The sequence below is a fragment of the Microbacterium oxydans genome (assembly GCF_000956525.1).
Lineage (GTDB): Bacteria > Actinomycetota > Actinomycetes > Actinomycetales > Microbacteriaceae > Microbacterium > Microbacterium oxydans_A.
The window spans coordinates 182845-204225 of the sequence record NZ_JYIW01000024.1 but is presented as its reverse complement, the minus strand read 5'-3'; the positions used below and the strand labels follow the sequence as shown (position 1 = coordinate 204225).

At 66.7% G+C, this 21381-nt stretch carries 29 protein-coding genes and 2 tRNA genes; 6 read left to right on the top strand and 25 right to left on the bottom strand.

Translation table 11 applies throughout. The annotated features are described in order from the left end of the window. Positions 1-57 precede the first annotated feature (57 nt). The 3 genes from truA to RS83_RS09460 form a co-directional block, all read right to left on the bottom strand. Entirely contained in the window at positions 58-906 is an 849-nt protein-coding gene (truA, locus tag RS83_RS09470; protein WP_045279253.1) for a tRNA pseudouridine(38-40) synthase TruA, read from the bottom strand. Positions 907-935: 29 nt separating this feature from the next. Then, on the bottom strand, positions 936-2477 hold the full coding sequence (locus RS83_RS09465) for an APC family permease (RefSeq protein WP_045279252.1): 1542 nt from the start codon (positions 2475-2477) through the stop codon (positions 936-938). 97 nt (positions 2478-2574) lie between these two features. Next, on the bottom strand, positions 2575-2940 hold the full coding sequence (locus tag RS83_RS09460; RefSeq protein WP_045279251.1) for a winged helix-turn-helix transcriptional regulator: 366 nt from the start codon (positions 2938-2940) through the stop codon (positions 2575-2577). Positions 2941-3032: 92 nt separating this feature from the next. On the opposite strand from RS83_RS09460, the gene RS83_RS09455 reads away from it, so the two are divergent. After that, positions 3033-3887, top strand: a complete 855-nt coding sequence (locus tag RS83_RS09455) for an SDR family oxidoreductase (RefSeq protein ID WP_045279250.1) — start codon at positions 3033-3035, stop codon at positions 3885-3887. An 87-nt stretch (positions 3888-3974) separates the two neighbouring features. On the opposite strand, the gene RS83_RS09450 is transcribed toward RS83_RS09455, so the two are convergent. The 7 genes from RS83_RS09450 to RS83_RS18290 form a co-directional block, all read right to left on the bottom strand. Further along, on the bottom strand, positions 3975-4340 hold the full coding sequence (locus RS83_RS09450) for a hypothetical protein (protein WP_045279249.1): 366 nt from the start codon (positions 4338-4340) through the stop codon (positions 3975-3977). Next, positions 4322-4942 carry a hypothetical protein gene (locus tag RS83_RS09445; protein WP_052679066.1) on the bottom strand — a complete coding sequence of 207 codons (621 nt, stop codon included), beginning with the start codon at positions 4940-4942 and terminating at the stop codon, positions 4322-4324. The genes RS83_RS09450 and RS83_RS09445 overlap by 19 nt, the downstream gene beginning before the upstream one ends. Then, positions 4939-5439: an RNA polymerase sigma factor gene (locus RS83_RS09440; protein WP_082071636.1), complete on the bottom strand. Its 501-nt coding sequence runs from the start codon at positions 5437-5439 to the stop codon at positions 4939-4941. The genes RS83_RS09445 and RS83_RS09440 overlap by 4 nt, the downstream gene beginning before the upstream one ends. 187 nt (positions 5440-5626) lie before the next feature. Further along, positions 5627-5893 carry a GlsB/YeaQ/YmgE family stress response membrane protein gene (locus RS83_RS09435; protein WP_045279247.1) on the bottom strand — a complete coding sequence of 89 codons (267 nt, stop codon included), beginning with the start codon at positions 5891-5893 and terminating at the stop codon, positions 5627-5629. Positions 5894-5954: 61 nt separating this feature from the next. Further along, positions 5955-6128: a CsbD family protein gene (locus tag RS83_RS09430; protein WP_045279246.1), complete on the bottom strand. Its 174-nt coding sequence runs from the start codon at positions 6126-6128 to the stop codon at positions 5955-5957. A gap of 96 nt (positions 6129-6224) precedes the next feature. Then, on the bottom strand, positions 6225-6668 hold the full coding sequence (locus tag RS83_RS09425) for an Asp23/Gls24 family envelope stress response protein (protein WP_082071635.1): 444 nt from the start codon (positions 6666-6668) through the stop codon (positions 6225-6227). 140 nt (positions 6669-6808) lie between these two features. Further along, positions 6809-7384 (bottom strand): HutD family protein, encoded by a 576-nt coding sequence (locus RS83_RS18290; RefSeq protein WP_052679037.1) that lies wholly within the window; start codon positions 7382-7384, stop codon positions 6809-6811. A 147-nt stretch (positions 7385-7531) separates the two neighbouring features. Between RS83_RS18290 and RS83_RS09415 the strand changes: the two genes are divergently transcribed. Then, a complete protein-coding gene (locus RS83_RS09415) occupies positions 7532-7807 on the top strand; it encodes a LysR family transcriptional regulator (protein ID WP_082071612.1) in 276 nt (91 codons plus the stop codon). A gap of 121 nt (positions 7808-7928) precedes the next feature. Then, complete coding sequence (locus tag RS83_RS09410) at positions 7929-8489, top strand: MarR family winged helix-turn-helix transcriptional regulator (protein ID WP_045279428.1); 561 nt, start codon at positions 7929-7931, stop codon at positions 8487-8489. A gap of 11 nt (positions 8490-8500) precedes the next feature. Here RS83_RS09410 and RS83_RS09405 read toward each other — a convergent pair whose 3' ends face one another. From RS83_RS09405 to RS83_RS09395, 5 genes are all read right to left on the bottom strand, one after another. Then, the gene (locus tag RS83_RS09405; RefSeq protein WP_082071611.1) at positions 8501-10012 is read right to left on the bottom strand and encodes an MFS transporter; all 1512 of its coding nucleotides are present in this window, start codon (positions 10010-10012) and stop codon (positions 8501-8503) included. Between the two features lie 86 nt (positions 10013-10098). After that, a complete protein-coding gene (locus tag RS83_RS18570; protein ID WP_082071610.1) occupies positions 10099-10269 on the bottom strand; it encodes a CsbD family protein in 171 nt (56 codons plus the stop codon). Between the two features lie 10 nt (positions 10270-10279). Continuing rightward, positions 10280-10426: a hypothetical protein gene (locus RS83_RS18780; protein ID WP_156153168.1), complete on the bottom strand. Its 147-nt coding sequence runs from the start codon at positions 10424-10426 to the stop codon at positions 10280-10282. A gap of 111 nt (positions 10427-10537) precedes the next feature. Continuing rightward, the gene (locus tag RS83_RS09400; RefSeq protein WP_231587759.1) at positions 10538-11482 is read right to left on the bottom strand and encodes a PDR/VanB family oxidoreductase; all 945 of its coding nucleotides are present in this window, start codon (positions 11480-11482) and stop codon (positions 10538-10540) included. Next, complete coding sequence (locus tag RS83_RS09395; RefSeq protein WP_045279243.1) at positions 11483-12109, bottom strand: MSMEG_1061 family FMN-dependent PPOX-type flavoprotein; 627 nt, start codon at positions 12107-12109, stop codon at positions 11483-11485. A gap of 136 nt (positions 12110-12245) precedes the next feature. Here RS83_RS09395 and RS83_RS18285 point away from each other — a divergent pair, with 136 nt between their 5' ends. Beyond that, complete coding sequence (locus tag RS83_RS18285) at positions 12246-12956, top strand: META domain-containing protein (protein WP_052679035.1); 711 nt, start codon at positions 12246-12248, stop codon at positions 12954-12956. A gap of 110 nt (positions 12957-13066) precedes the next feature. Continuing rightward, on the top strand, positions 13067-13327 hold the full coding sequence (locus RS83_RS09385) for a DUF6458 family protein (RefSeq protein ID WP_045279242.1): 261 nt from the start codon (positions 13067-13069) through the stop codon (positions 13325-13327). Between the two features lie 38 nt (positions 13328-13365). Here the strand turns inward: RS83_RS09385 and RS83_RS09380 are convergent. The 9 genes from RS83_RS09380 to RS83_RS09335 all read right to left on the bottom strand — a co-directional run bounded on the left by RS83_RS09380 (position 13366) and on the right by RS83_RS09335 (position 20036). Next, positions 13366-13439: transfer RNA gene (locus RS83_RS09380), tRNA-Met, on the bottom strand. A gap of 37 nt (positions 13440-13476) precedes the next feature. Then, positions 13477-13548 (bottom strand) — tRNA-Thr (locus RS83_RS09375). 68 nt (positions 13549-13616) lie between these two features. After that, on the bottom strand, positions 13617-14645 hold the full coding sequence (locus RS83_RS09370; RefSeq protein WP_231587758.1) for a M23 family metallopeptidase: 1029 nt from the start codon (positions 14643-14645) through the stop codon (positions 13617-13619). A gap of 295 nt (positions 14646-14940) precedes the next feature. After that, complete coding sequence (locus RS83_RS09365) at positions 14941-15741, bottom strand: inositol monophosphatase family protein (RefSeq protein ID WP_231587757.1); 801 nt, start codon at positions 15739-15741, stop codon at positions 14941-14943. Further along, the gene (locus RS83_RS09355; protein WP_052679033.1) at positions 15738-16751 is read right to left on the bottom strand and encodes a hypothetical protein; all 1014 of its coding nucleotides are present in this window, start codon (positions 16749-16751) and stop codon (positions 15738-15740) included. Before RS83_RS09355 ends, RS83_RS09365 begins: the two co-directional genes overlap by 4 nt. A gap of 117 nt (positions 16752-16868) precedes the next feature. Further along, positions 16869-17669 carry an enoyl-CoA hydratase/isomerase family protein gene (locus tag RS83_RS09350; protein ID WP_045279240.1) on the bottom strand — a complete coding sequence of 267 codons (801 nt, stop codon included), beginning with the start codon at positions 17667-17669 and terminating at the stop codon, positions 16869-16871. Positions 17670-17720: 51 nt separating this feature from the next. Then, positions 17721-18206 carry an FBP domain-containing protein gene (locus tag RS83_RS09345; protein ID WP_045279239.1) on the bottom strand — a complete coding sequence of 162 codons (486 nt, stop codon included), beginning with the start codon at positions 18204-18206 and terminating at the stop codon, positions 17721-17723. Positions 18207-18415: 209 nt separating this feature from the next. Then, the gene (locus tag RS83_RS09340) at positions 18416-19189 is read right to left on the bottom strand and encodes an SDR family NAD(P)-dependent oxidoreductase (protein WP_045279238.1); all 774 of its coding nucleotides are present in this window, start codon (positions 19187-19189) and stop codon (positions 18416-18418) included. Beyond that, a complete protein-coding gene (locus tag RS83_RS09335) occupies positions 19179-20036 on the bottom strand; it encodes an AfsA-related hotdog domain-containing protein (protein ID WP_082071608.1) in 858 nt (285 codons plus the stop codon). The genes RS83_RS09340 and RS83_RS09335 overlap by 11 nt, the downstream gene beginning before the upstream one ends. 348 nt (positions 20037-20384) lie before the next feature. On the opposite strand from RS83_RS09335, the gene RS83_RS09330 reads away from it, so the two are divergent. Beyond that, complete coding sequence (locus tag RS83_RS09330; RefSeq protein ID WP_045279236.1) at positions 20385-20726, top strand: histone-like nucleoid-structuring protein Lsr2; 342 nt, start codon at positions 20385-20387, stop codon at positions 20724-20726. A gap of 1 nt (position 20727) precedes the next feature. On the opposite strand, the gene RS83_RS09325 is transcribed toward RS83_RS09330, so the two are convergent. Next, complete coding sequence (locus RS83_RS09325) at positions 20728-21339, bottom strand: TetR/AcrR family transcriptional regulator (RefSeq protein WP_045279235.1); 612 nt, start codon at positions 21337-21339, stop codon at positions 20728-20730. Between the last annotated feature and the right edge of the window lie 42 nt (positions 21340-21381).

The window sequence follows — 21381 nt, the reverse complement described above, 5'->3', positions numbered from 1 at the left end:
CACAGCCCCCCGGTTCCTCAGTGAAGACGGTCGCCGTGGGTCCAGCATACGGTCTCGTCAGTCGCGGGGGTCGTCTCGGCGAGCGCGCGTCTGCTCGGCTCGTGCCGCGAGCAGCTCGTCAGCGGGGTAGCCGACCTCGGTGAGGATGAGTCCGCGCGCGGCCAGCACCTTGAACTCGCTCGTGCGGGTCAGGGCGTCGCGGAGCACGGCGAGGTCGCCGATGTCGAGGCGTCCCTCCCCCACTGCGACGCACGCGCCGACGAGTGCGCGCACCATGCTGTGGCAGAACGCGTCGGCCTTGACCTCGGCGACGAGCACGTCGTCTGCGTCACGCGTCCACCGGTAGTCGAGCAGGGTGCGGATTGTCGTCGCCCCCTCGCGGGGCTTGCAGTACGCCGCGAAGTCGTGGAGGCCGATCAGCGTGCGGGCTGCGGCGTCCATCGCGTCGACGTCGAGTGTGCCGCGCACCGTGGTCGTGTCGGCGCGGCGAAGCGGGTCATACCCGGAGCGCTGGTCGGCGAGTCGATACCGATACCGCCGCCAGACCGCTGAGAACCGAGCGTCGAAGCCATCCGGCGCGATCGATGTGCGCGTGACCGTGACGTCGGAGTAGGCGCCGAGCACGCCTCGGATGCGAGCCGCGAGCGTCGCAGCCGGATCCTGTGCGACACGCCCGTTTCGCGCCTCGACGCGCGCCCGCTGCGCCTCGTCGAGGTCGACGTGGGCGACCTGCCCGCTGGCGTGCACCCCGGCGTCGGTCCGCCCGGCCACCACCAGTTGCACCGATGAACCGACGATGCGGGCGAGTGCATCCTCGATCGACCCCTGCACGGTTCGGAGCGCCGGCTGTCTGGCCCACCCGCGGAAGTGGGTGCCGTCGTAGGCGATGTCGAGCCGGATGCGCACGAAGCAAGCTTAGGACGCGAGTGCAACGCTCAGATTCCTCCGTCGATCGAGCGGATCGTGACGCTCGGCTCGTCCGGCACCATGACCTCGGTGTCGCGGTTGAGGCTCTCACCCCGGAAGAAGCGCTTGCTGCGCGGGAACGCGTACCAGGCGAACATCAGCACGAGCCCGAACGCCAGCGAGCCGATGCCGATCACGAAGGTGCCGCCGATGCCGAACAGCACGGTGTAGCCGTAGTCCACGTCCCACATGTCGATCGCGGACTGCACGAAGGCGTAGCTGAGCATGAGCGCTCCCAGCACCGGGAACAGCCCCTTGAAGAAGAAGTCCCGTGCGGAGCGGAAGATGTCGGCGCGGAAGTACCAGACGCAGGCGAAGCCGGTGATCGCGTAGTAGAACGCGATCGCGAGCCCGAGCGACAGGATCGAATCCTGCAGGATGTTGTCGCTGATCAGGGTCATGCCCACGTAGTAGACGGAGGCGACCACCCCCATCACGATCGTCGAGAACGACGGCGTCTTGTACGTCGGGTGCACATCCTTGAACTTCGCCGGCAGAGCGCGGTAGACCCCCATCGCGAGCGTGCCGCGAGCGGTCGGCAGGATCGTCGTCTGCGTCGACGAGATCGCCGAGATGATGACGGCCACCACGAGCACCCACCCGAACGGTCCGAGCAGACCGTCCTTGATGGCGAGGAAGAAGTCGTCGGCGTTGGCCTCGTTGCCGAGCCCGGTGCCGGTCTCACCGAGGCCCGCGTACATCATGGCCGCGATCGTGACGGTGACGTATGTGAAGAGCAGGATGACCGTGGTCAGCAGCGCTGCGCGACCCGGGATGCGCTTCGGGTCCTTCGTCTCCTCGTTGAGGGCGAGGCAGGTGTCCCACCCCCAGTAGATGAAGAGGGCGAGCAGGATCGCTTCGATGAACCCGGAGTAATCGGTGAAGGCGAAGGGGTTCAGCCACTCCCAGTCGAAGGGCGTGGGGTTCGGGGCGTCGCCGGTGGCGAACTGCCAGATCGCCGCGACGACGAAGATCGCCAGAGCGAGGTACTGGATGCCGAGGAGGATGTTCTGGATGCGCTCGCCGATCTCGACGCCGCGCCAGCTGACCCAGGTCATCGAGGCGATGAAGAGCACCGCGACGACGATGATGCGCCAGTCGTTGTTCTCCAGGTCGAAGCCGATCAGCGACCAGAAGTACACGGAGGCGATCTGCGCGAGGTTCGCGAGCACCACCATGCCGGCGACCGCGACGCCCCAGCCGCCCATCCAACCGACCCAGGGTCCGAACGCCTTCGTGCCCCACGTGAACGTCGTGCCGCAGTCGGGCACTGCGTTGTTGAGCTCGCGGTAGGCGAAGGCGATGAGAAGCATCGGGACGAAGGCGATGATGAAGGCGATCGGCGCCTGCGCACCGACCGCGAGCACGACGAATCCGAGCGTCGCGACCAGTGAGTACACGGGTGCGGTGGAGGCGAGTCCGATGACGGTCGATCCCCAGAGGCCCAGTGTGCCGGCCGCCAGCCCCTTGCCGTCGGGTCGTTCCAAGTGGATTGGCGTCGTTGCTGACATGTTCAGAACAGTAGGGCCACTGCGGTTTCGAGTCAATCGTTTTCTCCAAACGACTGATTCCGTTTTCCACATCAATCAGAACAACGGAATTCGCAAGTCAGTCGCGTCCGAGCATCCCATCGGCATGGTCCGCGACCCAGGCCATCAGCGGCAGCATCCGCTCCATCAGGTCGCGACCGAGCGGCGTCAGGCTGTACTCGACGTGCGGCGGCACCGCCGGGAAGGACTCCCGGTGCACGAGGCCGTCCTCGGCGAGCGTGCGCAGGGTCGACGCGAGCATCTTCTCGCTGATGCCGTCGACCTCACGGCGCAGCTCGCCCCAGCGCCGCGTGCCGTCGGAGAGCGCAGAGAGCACCAGGACGCCCCATTTGCTCATGATGTGGTCGAGGACGACCCGGGTGCCGCAGCCCTGTTCGAAGACCAGGGGCGTCGACGCCTTTATCTGCGCATAACTCACCGTCATGTAGGTACCTTACTTCAAAGTGGGTACCGGTGGATCGGAAGGTTTTGCAGAACGGGGCGGTTGTCGGAGGTGTCACTTACGAAAGGACCCTCATGACCATCCTCGTCACCGGCGCCACCGGACACCTCGGCCGCCTCGTCATCGAACGCCTGCTCGAGCGCGGCGCATCCCCGGAGTCGATCGTCGCCGGCGTGCGCGACATCGCGAAGGCCACGGACCTGAGTGCCCTCGGCGTGACGGTCGCCGTCGTCGACTACGACCGCCCCGAGACCATCCCCGCCGCCCTGGAGGGCGTGGACTCGGTCCTCCTCGTCTCCGGCTCCGAGGTCGGACGCCGGGTCGCCCAGCACCAGGCCGTGATCGATGCGGCCGCGGCCGCCGGCGTCACCAAGTTCGTCTACACGAGCGCCTCGAAGGCGCCGACCAGCGACCTGGTGCTCGCACCGGAGCACAAGGCGACCGAAGAGCTCATCGCGGCATCCGGACTGCCCTCCGTGATCCTGCGCAACAACTGGTACACCGAGAACTACGCGGCCGACCTCGCCCGCGCCGCAGAGACCGGCGTGCTGGCTGCCGGTGCAGGCGACGGCCGTGTCGCATCGGCCAGCCGGAAGGACTTCGCGGATGCCGCGGCAGTCGTGCTGCTCGAGGACGGCCACATCGGCGAGGCCTACGAGCTCGGAGGCGACGTCGCATGGACCTACACCGATCTGGCCGCAGCGATCGCGGAGATCACCGGTCGTCCGGTCGAGTACCAGCCGCTCTCCGCCGAGGAGCAGACCGCTGCACTCGAGGCCGCGGGACTCGACGCCGGCACCGTCGGCTTCGTCGTCGCTCTCGATGGGGGCATCCGCAACGGCGCCCTGGCCGAGACCGACGGCACCCTGGCACGCCTGATCGGTCGTCCGACCACGCCGCTCATCGACGGGCTGCGCCAGGCTTCCTGAGTCACGCCGCACGCCGCACGATCGCAGACAGAAGGTGCCGTCTCCTCCCGCGGAGACGGCACCTTCTGCGTTCAGTGGCCGCGCGGCTCAGGAAGCCTCTCGAGACTGGACGTACACGACGGTGAGCCTGATGCGCTCACGCGGCGTGGCCTGGGCGGCGAGCAGTGCATCGATCGCCTGGTGCACCGCCCGCAGGGTGTCGGCGGCGGCGGCGGTGAAGTCGATCCCGATCGATGCCTCCACCGAGACGCCCAGGTCACCCTGGGCGACAGCGACGAGCGGCTCGTCACTGCGGCTCACGCCGAGCGCGACCGCGCCGGTGCCGATCACGTTCGACACCAACGACCCGGACCGGTACACGGTGCGCACCCCCACGGTCGCCCGCACGATCGCCTCGATCTCGGCGGCGAGCGCCGCATTCGACTCGGCCGACCTCAGCGCTGTTCCGTCCATGACGACACCTCCCGGATGTCCGTGATCCTGATGTCGATCGCGTCGATGTGCAGGTTCGAATGTGCCCGCAAGCGGGCATCGACCTCGGTGCGAAGCCGGTCGGCGACGCGCAGGATGGGCTCGCCGTAGAGCGCGCTCGCATCGATCTCGATTCGGATGGGCGCGCCGGGCTCCGTCACGTCGCCGTCGAGACGGCAGCGACCGACCAGCAGACCCGGCACCGCGTTCTCGGCCGAGCGGATCAGGCCTCGCACCGCACCCTCGGTGATCCCGAGGTCGATTCCCGCATCCGGGGATTCGAAGGGGATCCGGCGACCGGCGCGTGCATCGAGCGCGATCCCGTCGAGGATCCGGTCGACCCAGCTCGCGTCGACCTCCGGCTCTGCTGCGGCATCCGCTTCGATCAGCTGGTCGCCGAGACCACGCAGGCGTTCGAGGGCGTCCAGTGCCAGCTGACAGCCCGGCGACTCCTCGATCGAGGGATCGACCGGTTCGCGGCCGGATTCGAGGTAGTCCATGAGCTCTTCGAGCGTGTGCCCGTCGAGGTCGGTGGGGTCGAGACTCAGTCGGTGCGGCTCGGGGATATCGTGCTCATCGGTCATCGCCACTCCTCCATCCGTACGATCATGTATCTCCGGGCTCGAGCCAGCAGGCCACGAGCGGTGGTGGCGGGAATGCCGAGTTCCTCGGCGATCTCCTCATACGAGTAGCCGCCGATCTCGCGCAGCACCCAGCATTCGCGCTGCGCGTCGGGAAGCTCTTTCAAGGCGGCGCCGAGCGCCGCGACTCCCGCACGCGTCTCGACCACCTGCGAGGGCGACGAGTGCAGCGGGGCCGGGCGATCGATGTCGTCCACATCGAGCAGCGGGCGGATGCTCCGGATCCGGTCGACGGCCTTGCGGCTCACGATCCGCATCAGCCAGCTCTTGACCTTCGACGGGTCGTCGAGCTCCCCGAACCGCTGCCACGCGGTCACGAAGGATTCCTGCACGATGTCGTCGACATCGGATGACGCGTTCAGCATCCGCTGCGTGTACGCGCGCATCATCGGCGTGTACCTGCGCACGAGCACCGCGAATGCGTCGACGTCGCCGTCCATCGCGCGGCCGGCGACGATCCGATCGTCCGCCTGCTCGAGTGCGCTGCGAAAGCGTTCGCTCACGTTCCGACTCCTTCGCTTGATTCCCTCTCAGGTTCGGAGCGGACACGCCGCCGGATTGGGCCGGGGCGCATCTGCTCCAGCTTGTTCCGACGGCGCGCATCCACGACCGACTCTGTTCGTTTCCTCACGCTTTGGAGCGGCGACCGGTGATCAATCCGTAGATGAGCAACACCAGGATCGAGCCGCCGATCGCGAGCAGCCAGGAGGAGAGCGAGAAGAACTCGTCGACGCGGGCATTGAACAGGAGCCCGCCGAGCCAGCCGCCGAGCATGGCTCCGACCACACCCAGCAGCAGGGTAATGAACCAGCCACCGCCCTGCTTGCCGGGGAGGATGGCCTTGGCGATCGCTCCGGCGATCAGTCCGAGGAGGAGGAAGGCGAAGAAGCCCATTGCAGTGTCCTTGCGATGCGGGGTGGAGCGGGGAGGGGCTCAGCCCCTCCCCCGGCATCCGTTACTTCTTGAAGGCGTCTTTGACGTTCTCGGCAGCGTCACGGACGTTGCCCTTCGCCTGCTCGGCCTTGCCCTCGGCGACGAGCTTGTCGTCGTTCGTGACCTTGCCGACGGTCTCCTTGACCTTGCCGACAGCCTTCTCAGCAGCAGCCTTGATCTTGTCTTCAGCACTCATGAGTTCTCTTCCTCTCTCAGCTCGTCCTCGGATCTCGAGGGCGAATCCTCTCGCGGAGGGGCCTCCGCGAGTTCGTTCCGTCAAGCGACCGCGGCCTCAGAGGACGCGGGCCTCCATGGTGTCGTCGGCGCTGTCGTCCGTCGGGACGTGTACGTCGTCGATCGTTACGTTGACCTCGGTGACCTCCATGCCGACGAGTTCGACCATCGCGCGGTGCACGGCGCTGCGAACGCCGTCTGCGACCTGCTGCAGCGAGACGGGGTAGTCGGCGACGATCGTCACGTCGACCGCGATCTGCGTCTCGCCGACCTCGACGCGCACGCCCTGCGAGAGATCCGTCGTGTTGAGCGCATCGCGGATCGCTCCGACCATGCGGGCGGCCCCGCCGCCGAGCGCGTAGACCCCGTTGACCTCGCGGGCGGCGATGCCGGCGATCTTCGCGACCACGCCGTCCTCGATCGTCGTCTTGCCTGTGGCGCTCCCCTGCTGCGGGGTGAGAACCTGAGCCTCGGGCTGGGTGCCACCGGTCACATTCGCCATCGTGAGCTCCTTCATCCGTGTGTCCGCCTCCGGTTCGGAGTGCGGGTCGCAGAGCAGCGACACCACTAAGACGGATGAACGCGGCAGAACGTCACGAATTCGTCGGAACTTTTTTCTCCGATGCGCTCATCGGCGCCCGTTCAGGGGAACGGCAGGCTGATCGGCGAGGCCATCCGATGCGCGATGAGATGGATCAGCACGACTGTGCCGCCGGCGCGCGATTCGACATCGGCGAGCAGCTCTCGGCCGATCACGGTGCCTGGCGGCAACGCCTCCGTCCCCACCATCACATCGCCGCGGAGCACGACCGCGACGTCGACGCCCTCCTCGGTGATCGCCCCGTCGACTCTGCGGACGCGCCACCGCATGCGTCCGCTCTCCCGGCGGGTCATGAACGTCACGACGGAGCCGCTGCCGCGACCGGTGTCGGCGAAGACGAGGTCCTCCCCGCGGAACACCGCCCCTGCGTGCTGCGGAACGAACCGCTCCTCCTCACCGATCGCGAGGGTCACCCCCTCGACACCGAGTGGGATCAGCACCCGATCGGCTCCGGGGAACGGCGAGAAGGGCATACGCCCCTCGATCTCGGCGATGCTGATGCGCCACGCGGGTCGGGCCGCCAGCACCCGGGTGACGCCGACACCGTTGGCCCACGGTGTGGGAGCGACGTCCGATGGGCGGACGATCCCGAGGTCGGCGCGGGCGCGATGCGTCATTTCGGTCCTTCAGATCGGGGTGTTGCGTCATCAGAGAATACGTTCAGACAACCCCAGTTCAAAGGCGATTTCCAAGCTGGATTCATTGCGTTTCGCTCGCAATCCGCGCGTAACAGCGCGGTAACACGAAGCACGTATCGTGCCCTCATGGAGCTTCGTCAACTGCGTTATTTCATGGCCGTCGCCGATGAGCTCCACTTCGGTCGCGCGGCGCGGCGACTGCACATGTCACAGCCTCCGCTCAGCGTGCAGATCGGACGACTCGAGCAGGAGATCGGCATGTCGCTGTTCACCCGCAGCACGCGTCGAGTGGAGCTCACACCGGCCGGTCGGCACCTGCAGGAGCGCGCGCGGCAGATCCTCGACGAGGTCGACTCGGTGCGCGCCGAGATGCGCCACTACGTCGATCAGATACCCGCCTGATCCCGCGAGGCTGCAGTCGCCGCGCAGGCGCCTCTCCCGCGCTCGTCATGCTCGTCGGTCCGCACCCGCTCGGTGGGATGATGGATCCAGCTCTGGAGCACGACGACAGCGAGGCCGCATGATGGGACACCCCGAAGAGTTCTCCCGCTCCGGATACTGGTACCCGGATTCGGAGGCGGCGAGCACGGTCGACGTGCTCAACATGCTGCGTCGCTATCGCGGAGCCGAGACCGCCATGCGCGCACGGACGCGTGCGTCCATGCGGATGAACGAGACCGACCTGATGGCATTGCGGTTCCTGCTCAGGGAGCAGCGTGCCCAGCGGATCGTGCGGCCGATCGACATCGCGCGCATGCTCGACATCTCCACGGCATCCACCACGACCCTGATCGACCGTCTCGAGAGGGGCGGTCATGCGCGGCGGGAACCGCATCCGACCGATCGCCGAGCCGGCATGGTGGTGCCGACGGTCAGCAGTGACGAAGAGGTGAAGGACACGCTGGGAGCGATGCACCGGCGGATGCTGGCGCTCGTCGACGAGTTCTCGGATCAGGAGCGCGCGGTGGTCACGCGCTTCCTCGCCGGGATGACCTCGGCGATCGAGGAGGCGTCAGACCACGACGAGGAGCCGAGCGACGGGGTCAGCGCAGACGGCGAGACCTTCGGTTCCGCAGGCGACTGAGCCGCACGCACTCAGCTCGTCTCTGTGCGCTCGGGGAACAGCTCGTCGAGGTCGAGATCGGGATTGTCGTCCTGCCCCTCGACGAGTTCGACGGCCTCCTCCTCGGTCTGCACACTGGGCATCGCGCCGGGAAGCGGGCGCCGAGCCGACTCCTTGAGCACGACCACGGCGATGAACCCGGCAATCGAGGTGCCGATCACGTAGAACGCCGGCGCGAGCGACGAGCCGGTCAGCTGCACGAGCGCCTCCATCACGACCGGCGCGGTGCCGGCGAACAGCGCCACGGCAAGGTTGTACGAGATGCCCATGCCGCCGTACCGCGACGAGGTCGGGAAGAGTGCCGGCAGCGACGAGGCGAGGTTGGCGACGTAGAACGTGACGGGGAAAGCGAGCAGCACGAGCCCCAGCACGGTCGACCAGATCTCCCCGTGCATCATGAACAGGAATGCCGGCACCGCCAGCACGATCGCCGAGATCGAGCCGATGAACAGCACCTTCCGGCGACCGATTCGGTCGGAGAGCCGGCCGGTGAGCGGGATGCAGAGCGCCATCGCGACGAGCACCGGCAGCGTGAGCAGCGTGCCGTGCACCTCGTCGTAGCCGAGCGTGCCCGTCAGGTACGTCGGCATGTACGAGGTGAGGGCATAGCCGACGGTGTTGGCTGCGGCGACGAGCACGAACGCCGTGAGCAGCTCACGCCAGTAGGCGCGGATCAGGGCGAGCACGCCCTTCGGAGCATCCGCCTGCGCCTCGTCGGACGCCCGAGCCGCGGCGTCCTGTGCCTCCTGGAATGCTGGGGTGTCCTCGATCTTCAGACGGAAGTAGATCGCGATCAGGCCGAGCGGCAGTGCGACCAGGAACGGGATGCGCCAGGCGAAGCCCTGCATGACCTCGGCGGACAGCGTGAGCTGCAGGATGGAGACGAACGCGGCGCCGATCGCGAAGCCCATGTACGAGCCGAGGTCGAGAAGCGAGGCGTAGAAGCCGCGGCGGCGGTCCGGAGCGTACTCGGTGATGAACGTGGTGGCTCCGGCGTACTCGCCGCCGGTCGAGAACCCCTGTGCGAGCTTGAGCACGATGAGCAGGATCGGGGCCCAGATGCCGATCACCGAGAAGTCGGGCAGCACGCCGATCAGGAAGGTCGCGGCAGCCATCATGATGAGCGTGAAGGCCAGCACGCGCTGACGGCCCATCCGGTCGCCGAGCTGGCCGAGCACGATGCCGCCGAGCGGGCGGGCGACGAAGGTCACGGCGAAGACACCGAGCGAGAAGAGCGACTGCGCGCCGGCCGAAGCATCCGGCAGGAATGCCCGCCCGATGATGACCGCGAGGTAGCCGTAGACACCGATGTCGTACCACTCCATCAGGTTGCCGACCACGGTGCCGGCGACCGCGCGACGCAGCATCGGCCGGTCGACCACCGTGACGTCTTCGACGGTGAGGCGCCTCGGCTCGTCCGGTGCAGGACGGAAGCGCCTGACCAGCCGTCGCCACAGGGATTCGGTGGTCCTGGATTCCGACATGCTCTTCTCCTCTGACTGATACTGCGCCAAGACGGACTTCGGGGAGGCGGTGATGTTCCGCCTCCCCGAAATGCTCCGACCGGATATTACTTGAGTGCGTCCTTGACGTTCTCGCCGGCCTTCTTGACGTCGGACTTGGCCTGCTCGGCCTTGCCCTCGGCCTCGAGCTTCTCGTTGCCGGTCAGCTTGCCCGCAGCTTCCTTCGCCTTCCCGGCGATGTCTTCTGCAGCGTTCTTGATCTTGTCATCGAGTCCCATGGGGCTCCTTTCATCTTGCGGTGGTCGAAGATCGGCGGAGGATGCCGATGGTGCGCAGGGTCGACACTCGCGGCGTCCCGCTCGTGAGGCCGTCGGCTGCGCGGAGGGCGGGGATGATGGGGCGGCTCACGGAACCGGTCTCTGCCATCATCGTCATGTCGTCGCCCTCCCTCGCGAGAGATTTTACTAGCCGGTCTAGCTAAATGACAAACGGTGCGCAGACGTGCGCGACGTTCATGACCTCGCCGGCCGATCGACCTGGACTCAGTCAGGCATCCACGACGAGCGTCGGCGAGATCGACCGCGACACGCACGGATAGATCGTCGTCGAGGCGTCATCGCCGGTGAGCGAGTCACGATGCTCCGGGGTGCCGTCGAGCACGTGCAGGGCGCACGACCCGCAGATGCCTCGGAGACACGACCCCTCGACGGGCACGCCTGCTCCCTGCAGCGCCTCGAGCATCGACCGTTGCGCCGGGATCTCGACCGTGACAGCGGAGCGCGTGCACACCACTGTGAACACCTCGTCGGGCAGGTGCTCGCGCAGCTTCGGCTCGAAGCGCTCGACGTGGATGCTGCTGCCGGCCGGGAGCGCACTGCCGAGCTCTGTCAGCGCGTCGATGAAGCCCTGTGGTCCGCAGGCGTAGACCGCGGTGCCAGGGGCGATATCGACGAGGAGCGCTGCGAGGTCGAGGCGCCCTGCCTGCGTGCTGATGTGCGTCGTCGCTCGATCGCCGAGTGCCGCGAGCTCATCCGAGAATGCGAGGTCCTCGCCTCGACGGGCGAGATACATCATCCGCCAGTCCGCGCCCTCGGCGGCGAGATGGCGCGCCATCGACAGGATCGGCGTGATGCCGATGCCGGCGGCGAGCAGCAGGTACGAGGGCGCAGCGGCGAGCTGGAACAGGTTCCGCGGTGGACGCACCCAGACGCGGCTGCCGACACGGAGGAACCCATGGATGTAGTGCGAGCCGCCTCGCGAGAACGGTTCGCGGAGCACGGCGATCCGGTACCCGGTGATGTCGGCGGGGTCACCGCACAGCGAGTACTGACGCTCGTGTCGGGTGACGAGCTGCACGTCGATGTGGGCGCCGGGTTGCCACGGCGGCAGCGCCGAGCCGTCTGCGGCTTCGAGCCGGATGCTGACGATCGACGGTGTCTCGGTGATGATCTCGCGCACGACGAGCGGGAGCATCCCTGTCCGGGAGCGCATTCAGTAGAGCGCCCGGTAGGAGCCGGCCATGGCGTCGTCGATCACGTCGCCGACGCTCGGGTCGTAGCCGGACATGCTCGCCCAGATCGCGCCGGAGGTGGGCACCTCGTCGGCGAGGTCCTGCATATCGGCATCCCACAGCCCTGCCCGCAGCAACGCGCGTCCGCAGTGCAGATAGACCTGCTCGGTGCGGACCACGATCGCGAGGTCCGGCACGGAGTGGTCCTGTTCGAGCATCGCCAGCAATGACGGGTCGTTCGTCACCGTCGCCGTGCCGTTGATCCGCAGCGTCTCGGTCATGCCAGGCACGAAGCACAGCAGCCCGACATGACCGTTGTCGAGGATGTTGGTCATCGAATCGGCGATCTTGTTACCGAGGCGATCGGGGATCACGACGGTACGGGAATCGATCGCGCGGACGAACCCCGGGTAGTCGCCGCGCGGCGAGCAGTCGCAGTTGCCGGCGGCATCCGAGGTCGAGAGGCAGCAGAACGGCGAGTGCGCGAGGAACGTCAGGCAGTTGTCGTCGAGGAAGTCGGTGATCTTCTGCGTCGTCGGCCCCTCGGGTTCGCCGAGGATCGACCGGAGGTACGCCAGATCGACGGCGGGGAACGCGGCGGTGTCCATGCTTCGACGGTATCCCGAGGTCGGGACCGAGTCAGCGTCGCCGCGGCACAGCATCCACCGTGCACAGTGTGCTGCCGCCACATCCGGCCGCGCGTGCTGCGCTGCGTCAGCGGAGACGCGATGTAGATTCGGCGGCATGCTCCCGGAGACGACTCGCCCCTCGAGGCCGGATGACGTCGACACACGTCCCCCTGGCCTGGCGATCGGCCTCTGGGTGCTCATCCCGGTGATGCTGTTCTTCATCTTCTGGGTGCAGCTCTTCGAGTCGTTCTCCGCGGTCGGGTGCGAGGGCGACTGCGATCTGGATCTCAGTCTCGGCGCCAGAGCGGTGTATCCGTGGGCGGTCGGTGGCTCCATCGCTGTCGCGATCATCACTGCCGTGGTGCTTCGGATGAGACGGAGGCCCACACACTGGGGTCCGCTCGTCGGCATCATCCTCATCCTGGTGTCGAGGATCGCGACGAGCGTCGCGTTCGAGGTCGGGCTGGCCGGGATGTACGAGCGCAACAACCGGATCGCGAACGGCGAGGAGCCGGCTGAGACACCGCAACCGCTCCCCGACCCGGTCGGCGAATGGGAGGCGAGCGTCGACGGCACCCCGTTCCTGCAGTTCTCAGCGGACGGGACGGTCGCGGGCAGTGACGGATGCAATGACCTGAGCGGCCGTTGGACGCAGGATTCCGCGGGCCGGATCGATCTCGGGACGCTGGCCCCGCTGACGACGAACGTGTGCGAGGGCATCGATTCGTGGTTGAGCAGAGGGCGCTCGGCCGACATCATCGAGGGCTACATGTACGTCAACGGAGAGGCCGGTTCGGCGATCGGCGGCCTCCAGCCGGCACGCTGAACTCGATACCACCCGTGGATTGCGGTGTCCATGAGGGTTGACTCCGTGGCGATGCGTCCTACTCTTCTCGTATCGGACCGAAGCCTCGGTCTCCAGAGAGGGTTGGACACATGGGTATCGGAAGCGGCATCGCGCTCTTCGTCATCGGAGCGATCCTGGCCTTCGCAGTGAACATCGACACCGGCGGGTACGTGAACCTCGACCTGATCGGCTACATCCTCATGGGTGCCGGCGTGGTCGTGTTCCTGATCAGCCTCATCCTGGTGATGCGGAGCCGTCGGACCGACAGCGTCGCGCGGACTTCGGTCGACCCGGCGACCGGCGAGCGTGTGACGCGGCGGAGCGTCCGCAACGACGACACCATCGCCTGAAATGCAGAAAAGCCCCGGCTCGGCCGGGGCTTTCTCTGTAGCAGGAGCGGGGCTTGAACCCGCGACCTCACGATTATGAGTCGTGCGCTCTAACCAGCTGAGCTACCCTGCCGCGAGGCATCCGTCCGCGTGTGAGAAGAATGCTTGCGAGCCCCGAGTCAGGATTGAACTGACGACCCCTTCCTTACCATGGAAGTGCTCTGCCACTGAGCTATCGGGGCGTGCTGCCCCTCGCGGGGCAACCGTACGAGAATACCATTACTGTGGCGTCCTCATGAAATCGAGCCGATCAGTACGAGTACCGACCCGCGTTCTCGCGGAGCCACGGCAGCGGGTCGATGGTCGATCCGTTGACGATGAGCTCGAAGTGCATGTGGGCTCCGTAGGAGCGTCCGGTGTTGCCGGTCTTGCCGACGACGGTTCCGACCGTCACGGTGTCGCCTGCGGCGACCTGCAGCGAGCCGTACTGCATGTGCGAGTAGTGGCTCGTGATGACCTGCCCGTCGATCACGTGATCGATGTACACAGTGACGCCGTAGGCCCCGCCCTGCTCGGTCGCGATGCGGACCGTGCCGTCGGCGATCGCCTGCACCGGAGCGCCGTTGCCGGGCACGAAGTCGATGCCCTCGTGGAGGCGACCGCTGCGCATGCCGTAGCCGTAGCTCATGCCGACACCGACCATGAACGGCCACTGGATCGCGGCCTCGGGGTCGTTCGTGAAGATCTCGTTGGAGTAGTTGATGCCCTGCTCCGACGCGACGTCGACGAGCGAGACCGTGCTGAAGTCGTCGCCGCGCGTGAGTGACTCGGTCTGGACGCCCGACGGTGCGACGAATGCCTGGATCTCGTCGTCGCCTGCGGCGGTCTTCTCGGAGCCGGATGCCGTGACCAGCGAGGTCGCGGCGACCGAGGTACCCTGCGACGCCGCAACGGCCTCAGCCGGCAAGGTCATCGAGACGGCCAGGAGGCCCGCGAGGCTCATCACGCCGATGGTGGCGCCGATGGTGAGGAACTTGCGCGATCCGCGGCGACGCGGGACCACGTGGGCGACGACCGCTTCGGCAGCGATGTCTTCGGCGGGAACGAATGCACTGCCGGTGCGGAGCGGTCCGGTCACCGTGCGGAACGCGCGGGATGCCTGCTCGAACGCGTCGGCGTCGTCCTCGGTCGCGGTCGACTCGAATGCGGCTGCGTCTGCCTCGAGCGGAGGCGCGGGCGTCTCGGCGTTCGCAGTCAGCAGCTCTGCGGGAGTGGCGATGCGGGGGGCTGCCGGAGCGGACTCGTCGGCGGCCGGAACGGTCGGCAGGTCGAGGGTCATCCGCTCTCGGACTGCCCGACGTGAAAGCGGGGCGGACGCTGCGGTTGGAGCCGCAGCAGCGTCGGCGGAGTCGGATGCCGTCGTTCCCGCCGCGGGGGCCGTGAAGGCCGCAGTGCGGTTCCGGCCGGAGCGTCGCGTGAACGCAGCATCGGCCTGCGGGTTTTCGAAGGGCAAAAGTGATTCTCTCGGGTCGCGCGTCAAACTCGGGGGACTTCTGGAGTTCTCCGCCTTCGGGGGACGGAGATAACGATCGGATAAACCCTACCCGGTTGAGGCTGGGAAAGCCATGTACCGATCACCTGGGACCGTTGATCACTGCGAGCAGACGGTCGTGCACCGCTGGTCCGGCGGCGATCAGCATGGGGCGCGGCGAGTCGACGTCGAGCCGTGTGACGACTCCCCCTGCTTCCTGGACGAGCAGCGCACCGGCTGCGTGATCCCACGGCTTGAGCCCCCGCTCGAAGTAGCCGTCGAAGCGGCCGGCCGCGACATAGGCGAGGTCGAGTGCGGCCGCTCCCATCCGTCGCACGTCGCGTGCGATCGGCATCACGCGGCGGACGGTCTCGATGTCTCCGTCGTGCGTCGACGGGTCGTAGCCGAATCCGGTGGCGAGCAGCGCGCCGGCCGGCGACTCACTCGTCACGGAGAGACGGATGCCGTCGAACCACGCACCGTGTCCGCGCACGGCGGTGAACAGTTCGTCGAGGGCCGGCGCGTAGACCGCGCCGGCCAGAGCCTCCCACGATTCCGGCTCCGGCGTTCCGCGGACGGCGGCGATGCTGACGTTGTACGCCGGGATGCCGTAGGCGTAGTTGACCGTGCCGTCGATCGGATCGACGACCCAGGTGATCCCACTCGCACCGGGTTCCGCACCTGATTCCTCACCGAGGAATCCGTCTTCGGGGCGTGCTTCACGTAGCGCGGCCCTGATGACGTCTTCGACCTCGCGATCGGCTTCGGTGACGATGTCGGCGAGAGTGGTCTTGGTCGCCGCGAGCTGCACGCCCTCACGGCGCCTCCGCAACGCGAGCGCACCGGCCTCGCGGGCGATCGCCGCCGCAAGCTCGCCGAGCTCGATCTCGATCTCGGCGGTCACTGCGGCGGCTGCGGGGCCGCGGGCGGAGCGGGCGGGAACGTCGGCGCACCGCCCTGCGTCGGCGCGGGAGGCTGGGTCGGGGCAGGAGGCTGCGGCAGGTCAGGAGCGGGCGGGACCGGGGGCGCTGTCTGTGCGGGCGCGCCGGTGTGGCCACCGCCGAAGGAACCCGGCGCCGGCGGCACCGGAGGGCTCGCGACCGGGAACGACGAGGGCGGGGCGCTCGGCAGCGCCTGCTGCGGCACCGTGGGGTATCCCGTGTAATACGCGTTCCAATCGGGCGACGCATCAGGGAGCGCCGGCAGCGGCGTGACCCCGTCAGCGAAGGTGGGCCATGCCGGAGCCGCAGTGGCCCGTGCAGCAGCGGCGCGGGCCGACGACGACTCCCTCTTCGGTGCGAACAGTGCGTTCAGCAGCGGGATCAGCGTGGTGCCGACCGCCGCGAGGATCGTCAGGGCGACCACGATCCGCCAGTACAGCTCGCTGTAGTCGAAGGTGTGCGGGAACGTGAGGAAGAAGACGAGCAGCGCGACGAGGCCGCCCAGGAACACGATCGTCGCGATGTAGATGATGCGCGTGAACGTGGTGACGTGCCGCTGCGCGGCCGGTGTGAACAAGCGGACGTGCAGGAGCGCGAGCTGCAGGATTCCGACGACGACGAGGAGCTGGAAGAACCGTTCGGCTCCCCCGAAGTAGTCGCCGTCCTCGGGCAGCCAGATCTTCACCGCGCCGACCAGCAGCGCGAGGATCCAGGTGACCATGCTGGCGAGTGCGAGCCAATCAGGGCGATTCGGCGCGAGCCCGGCCTCGAGGATGGCGATCCCCGCGAACGCGGCGAGCAGCAGGATCGTGAGGAATGCACGGCCGATCAACCCGTCCTGGTCGCCGATGAGCACCCACACCACGCACACGAGCGCTGCCGCGATGAGCGCGCCGATCGCGATCCAGATGGCCCCTCGGATCAGCAGGGATGTGTTGGTCTTGCCGGTGTTCGCGATCTGCGGCTGAGACATAGCGGTCCTCTCGTCGAGCTGCGGTGTCTTCATCCTGCCACGCGGGCCTCCGGAAGCCACGGACGCTGACGCACTCTGTGCAGAGCGCACACGGATCGCGTGCCTGTGCAGACCGAGTCAGGCGGCGCCCTTCTTCGCGGACGCTGCGGCGAAGGCCGCGATGCGCGCCTGCGCCTCGGGAGTCGCCATGGCCGCGCCGATCGAGCGCGCCTCCTCGCTCAGCTGCTCGGCGAAGGTGCGTTCAGGCTGCGATCGGACGAGGCGCTTGGCCTGACCATAGGCGTCTGCTGCTCCGGCGAGCCAGAACCGGGCGATCTCCTCGCCCCTGGCACGCACGAGCGCTGCCTCGTCTGCGGCATCCGCCCCCTCCACCGACTCCGCGACCAGACCCCAATCCTGCGCCTCCTGGGCGCTCAGCAAGCGGTCCTGCAGCACGAGCTGCAGGGCACGGCGCTGACCGACGGCTCGCGCGAGCTGCGCCGAGACCGACAGGTCGGGCGTGAGACCGATGTTCGCGTACAGGCTCCCCAGACGTGAGCGAGATCCGACGACGGCGTAGTCGCTGGAGAGCAGGATGCCGAGTCCCCCGCCTGCCGTCGTGCCGTGTGCGGCAGCGACGACGGGAACCGACGACTCCGTGAGCGAGCGGATCCCCGCGTTGATCACCTCGGCGAGCGCAGTGATGTCTTCGGGCCCGCCGAATGAGGTCGCCATGTCGATCACATCGCCGCCTGCGCAGAACGCCGGGCCTGTTGCATCGATGAGGATCGCCCGCACATCATCCCGAGACGTGGCCTCCGCTGTCGCATCCCGCCAGGCGTGAGCGAGATCGGCGTTGAACGCGTTGAGCCGTGTCGGACGATTCAGCGTGAGCCGAGCCAGCCCCTCATCGACGGCGAACAGGATGGCATCGTTCATGGCGTCTCCTTCGAGCACAGGACGGTTGCGTCCAGCGTAACCGCGATCGCATCACTCCCAGACGCGCGCGATGAAGCGCTCCATACGACGACGAGTACCGTCGAGACGGAAGTCGACCTGTCCAGCGGTCCGCACCTCGTTCGGCGCCAACGGGTGCGCGAGCCGCACGTTCTCGTGGCACGACAGATCGGCGCACACGTACGTGCCGACCGAGTCGCCTCGTCTGCCGGCGTCCCCGGCGCGACGTGCCGAGAACAGCGTCACCTGATTGCCGGGCTGCATCGTGTGGCAGATGTTGCACATGCCCGAACGGCCGCGCCCCGGACCCGAGGCCCGGACGACCACACCGACCACAGCTCCCTCGTGCTGGACGAGGATGTAACCGCGGCCGCCGACACTGGGATCCCGCCAGGCGAAGAAGTCCAGATAGTCCCAGTCGGTCAGGATGAAGTCATGGGGCATCTCCATCACGCGCAGCTCGTCGGGGGCCGCGTTCACGAACGAAGCCCGCACATCTGTCTCGGTGAGCGCTCGCATCCGTCCAGTCTATGAAGCCAGCATCGTCACACGCATCAGCGCCGCCTGCCAGAGCCTCCGAAAGGCAGACCCGCCGCAGTAACGTCAGGGCTCAGGCGCTGACACCGGCGCCACGAACGCCAGCGGAGATCCCCACGTTCTTACTGGAGGTGATGCCCTCGGCGAGGAGTCATTCGGATCTGCGCAAGAGCAGTCAGTCGCGCGATGGCCTAGAGAAGGTTTCTCACGGAGCTCTGACGATGGGGCCGAGGGTGGAGCGTCATCCCCCCGGTGACATCCAGCGTTGCGCCAGTCGTCCGCGATGCTCTTTCCGAGACAAGGAACGTCACCGCATCCGCGACTGCAGACGGGTCCGCCACACCACCCAGCATCGACAAACTCCCCATGTAGGCGACCGCGGACTCGTTCCGGAACGCGGCGTGCCCGTTGTTGGTGAAGCCCGGGATCACCGCATTGACCCGTATCCCCCGCGGGGCGAGCGCCTCGGCCATGTTGCGCGTCACCGATTCCAGGGCGGCCTTGGTCATGGCATAGACAATGTCGCCGGCGCTCGCGATGTGGGCGCTCGCGGACGAGATGTTCACGACGCTCGCACCACTTCTCATGTCCTGCGACAGCGTCTGGGTCAGAAAGAATGGCGCCTTCACGTTGATGTCGACATACTCGTCAAAGGCCTCAGGGGTCGCCTCGGAGAACGACGGTCCGAGCATCTTCGCCGCGTTGTTGACGAGTGCCGACACCTGAAGACCAGACCGCGACGCCCGCTGGCGAACAGCATCGACCAGCACCGACCTTCCGTAGGCGGTAGCCAAATCAGCCTTCACCAGCTCGCAGGCCGAGACTTCGCTCGCCAGCACTGCCGCCTTTGCTTCGTTACTCCGATACTGCGCAACGACGTAGTGCCCATCCGCCGCCAAGGCACTGACGATCTCTGCGCCTATACCGCCGGACGCGCCAGTGACAACCGCCAACTTACCGCGCATCGACCGGCCTCCTCATAACTAGAGCGCCGGCGAGTTTGGCGCGACGCACGCCATGCTGCACGATCTCCGCGGCTAGGCGCCCCGATCCCGAGACCTTGAGCCGTAGCGTGGGCGTCGGATTCGCCTCGGCATACCGCTGGAAGGTCAACTTCAGTGCTCTGAGATTCGACCCGGGCGCAGCTATCTGCGCGACTCTCTCGACGTCCGCGATGGCTTGGACCGCTGTCAGGTGGTCGGATGGGTGATCTGAGAGCAATGGGTCCTGCTCATCAACCTGGAGGAGCTCCTCATAGGTGAAACCAGATCTCTTCGATCCAGGGGCCGATATGTTGGATTGCGTGGGCTGTTTACGAACCCGCTGGTACACAGCGGCAGGGATCAAAGAAGACTTTGCGCGCCCGACGACTATGAGCCCGTCCGACGTCTCCAGCGCAAAGTGCTGGACGAGTGAGCGCGCCCTGCCTCTCAACCCCGTTGCCACAATCTGTGAGCGAACGCGGCCTTTCCGATGAGAGTCAGCCCACTCGTGTGTGGCAGTCACTCTCTTCAACGACATCTGGTCCAGGACGAAGACTTCGTTATGGGGTACACCGAACTGGCGGTGAGCCTGAAAGATGCCGGCTTGTCTCTGGATCTCGATGAGATCGACGAGTCGGAGCGCCTCGCCCTCGGCAGGAACCTCGAAGCGCGCAGACAGGGAATGAGGCGACTCCTCACTCGGCGCTTGAATCCACACATTCTCGGATTTCGCCTTGTGTACGTCCTCGGGGCGAAGCTGCACGTCCGAGGTGAGAGCCGAGGCGGCCGCGCCGTCCACGTCGAGTGGCGGTAGTCGTTTCGAGTTCATGCTGGTGATGCAGTCGCGACCAGCACATCACAAAGAACACCTGCACCAGTTGCTCGCTGTCGTCGATTCAGATCACGCACAGTCATCCCGCCCCCTCCGACCGTCGAGTACGCGCTCGACCGCCTTCATTCTAATCCGGGCGCGCGCAACGATTCTCGATTCTGTGACACGGTTGCCAGTCGCGTTGAGCGCACACTAGATCGATTCGCGCCTGATTCAGATTTTCAAGGTGCACACATTGTTTTTGGATTGTGTGCAAATACTCAAGAAGATTCCACTCCGATCTATATCCTGAACATTGATCTACTTACCCCAAAGCACAGATTCCCACATCGGAGGAGGATCGACATGTCGAAGCGAGTAGTTGTTGAGCTCATCGACGACCTGGACGGAAAGCCCATTGAGCACGGCGACGGCGGCACCGTCCAGTTCGCTATCGAGGGCCGTCAGTATGAGCTGGATCTCAGTGCGGCGAACCTTGTCAAGCTGAAGGAGGCAGTCGCTCCGTTCGTTGAAGTGGCTCGCACCGCGAAGACGACGAGCCCTACGGCAACCAGTCCGCGCCGCCGGAAGTCGACCACTGAGCTCGCCGAGATCCGTGAGTGGGCACGCTCGCAAGGGATCGAGGTTAGCGGCTACGGTCGCGTGCCTGCTGAAGTTCGCAGTGCCTTCATCGCAGCGAAGGCGTAGATCACGTCGCGGCTAGTAGCGCTTCCATCGTGGGCATGAGGCGCTGCATACGCCGGGGCAATGACGCCCAGCCGTCCTCCAGTCCGGACAGCACCTGAGAACCGACGAACACGGTGTTGAAGAGTTCGGCGAAGAGATCGATGTCCAAACCTGCTCGGACGGATCCATCCTGGACGCCCCGTTCGAGGAATGTCCGCGTGACGCGAACCCACTTCAGGTACGGCTCGCTCGCCTCGGTCGTCACCTCCGAAGACGGTTGACCCGCGAGCTTGATCCCGGCTTGGACGATCTCGTCCCCCGCGATGAGATCTCCGAGGTCTCTCATCAGCCGGAGAAGCTGCTCGCGTCCGGTCCCAGGCCATTCTTCAACGCGCACAAGCACGGACGTCATGCGCTCCTGTTGCTCATCGAGGACAGCACGTGCAAGGTCCGCTTTGCTGCGGAAGTGGAAGTAAAGCGCACCTTCACTCACTCCGGACTCCACGGCGACGTCGCGGTAGCGCGCTTCCGCGTACGTCACACGGGCGAACACACGCGCGGCACCGGTGAGGAGAGCGTCCCGAGTGTCAATTGAGCGCTGCTGCTTGAGTTGCGGCATTTTGCGTTCAGTCATGGGAATCTTCCTCTGGCCGACCTACGTGGCTGAGCCCCACGC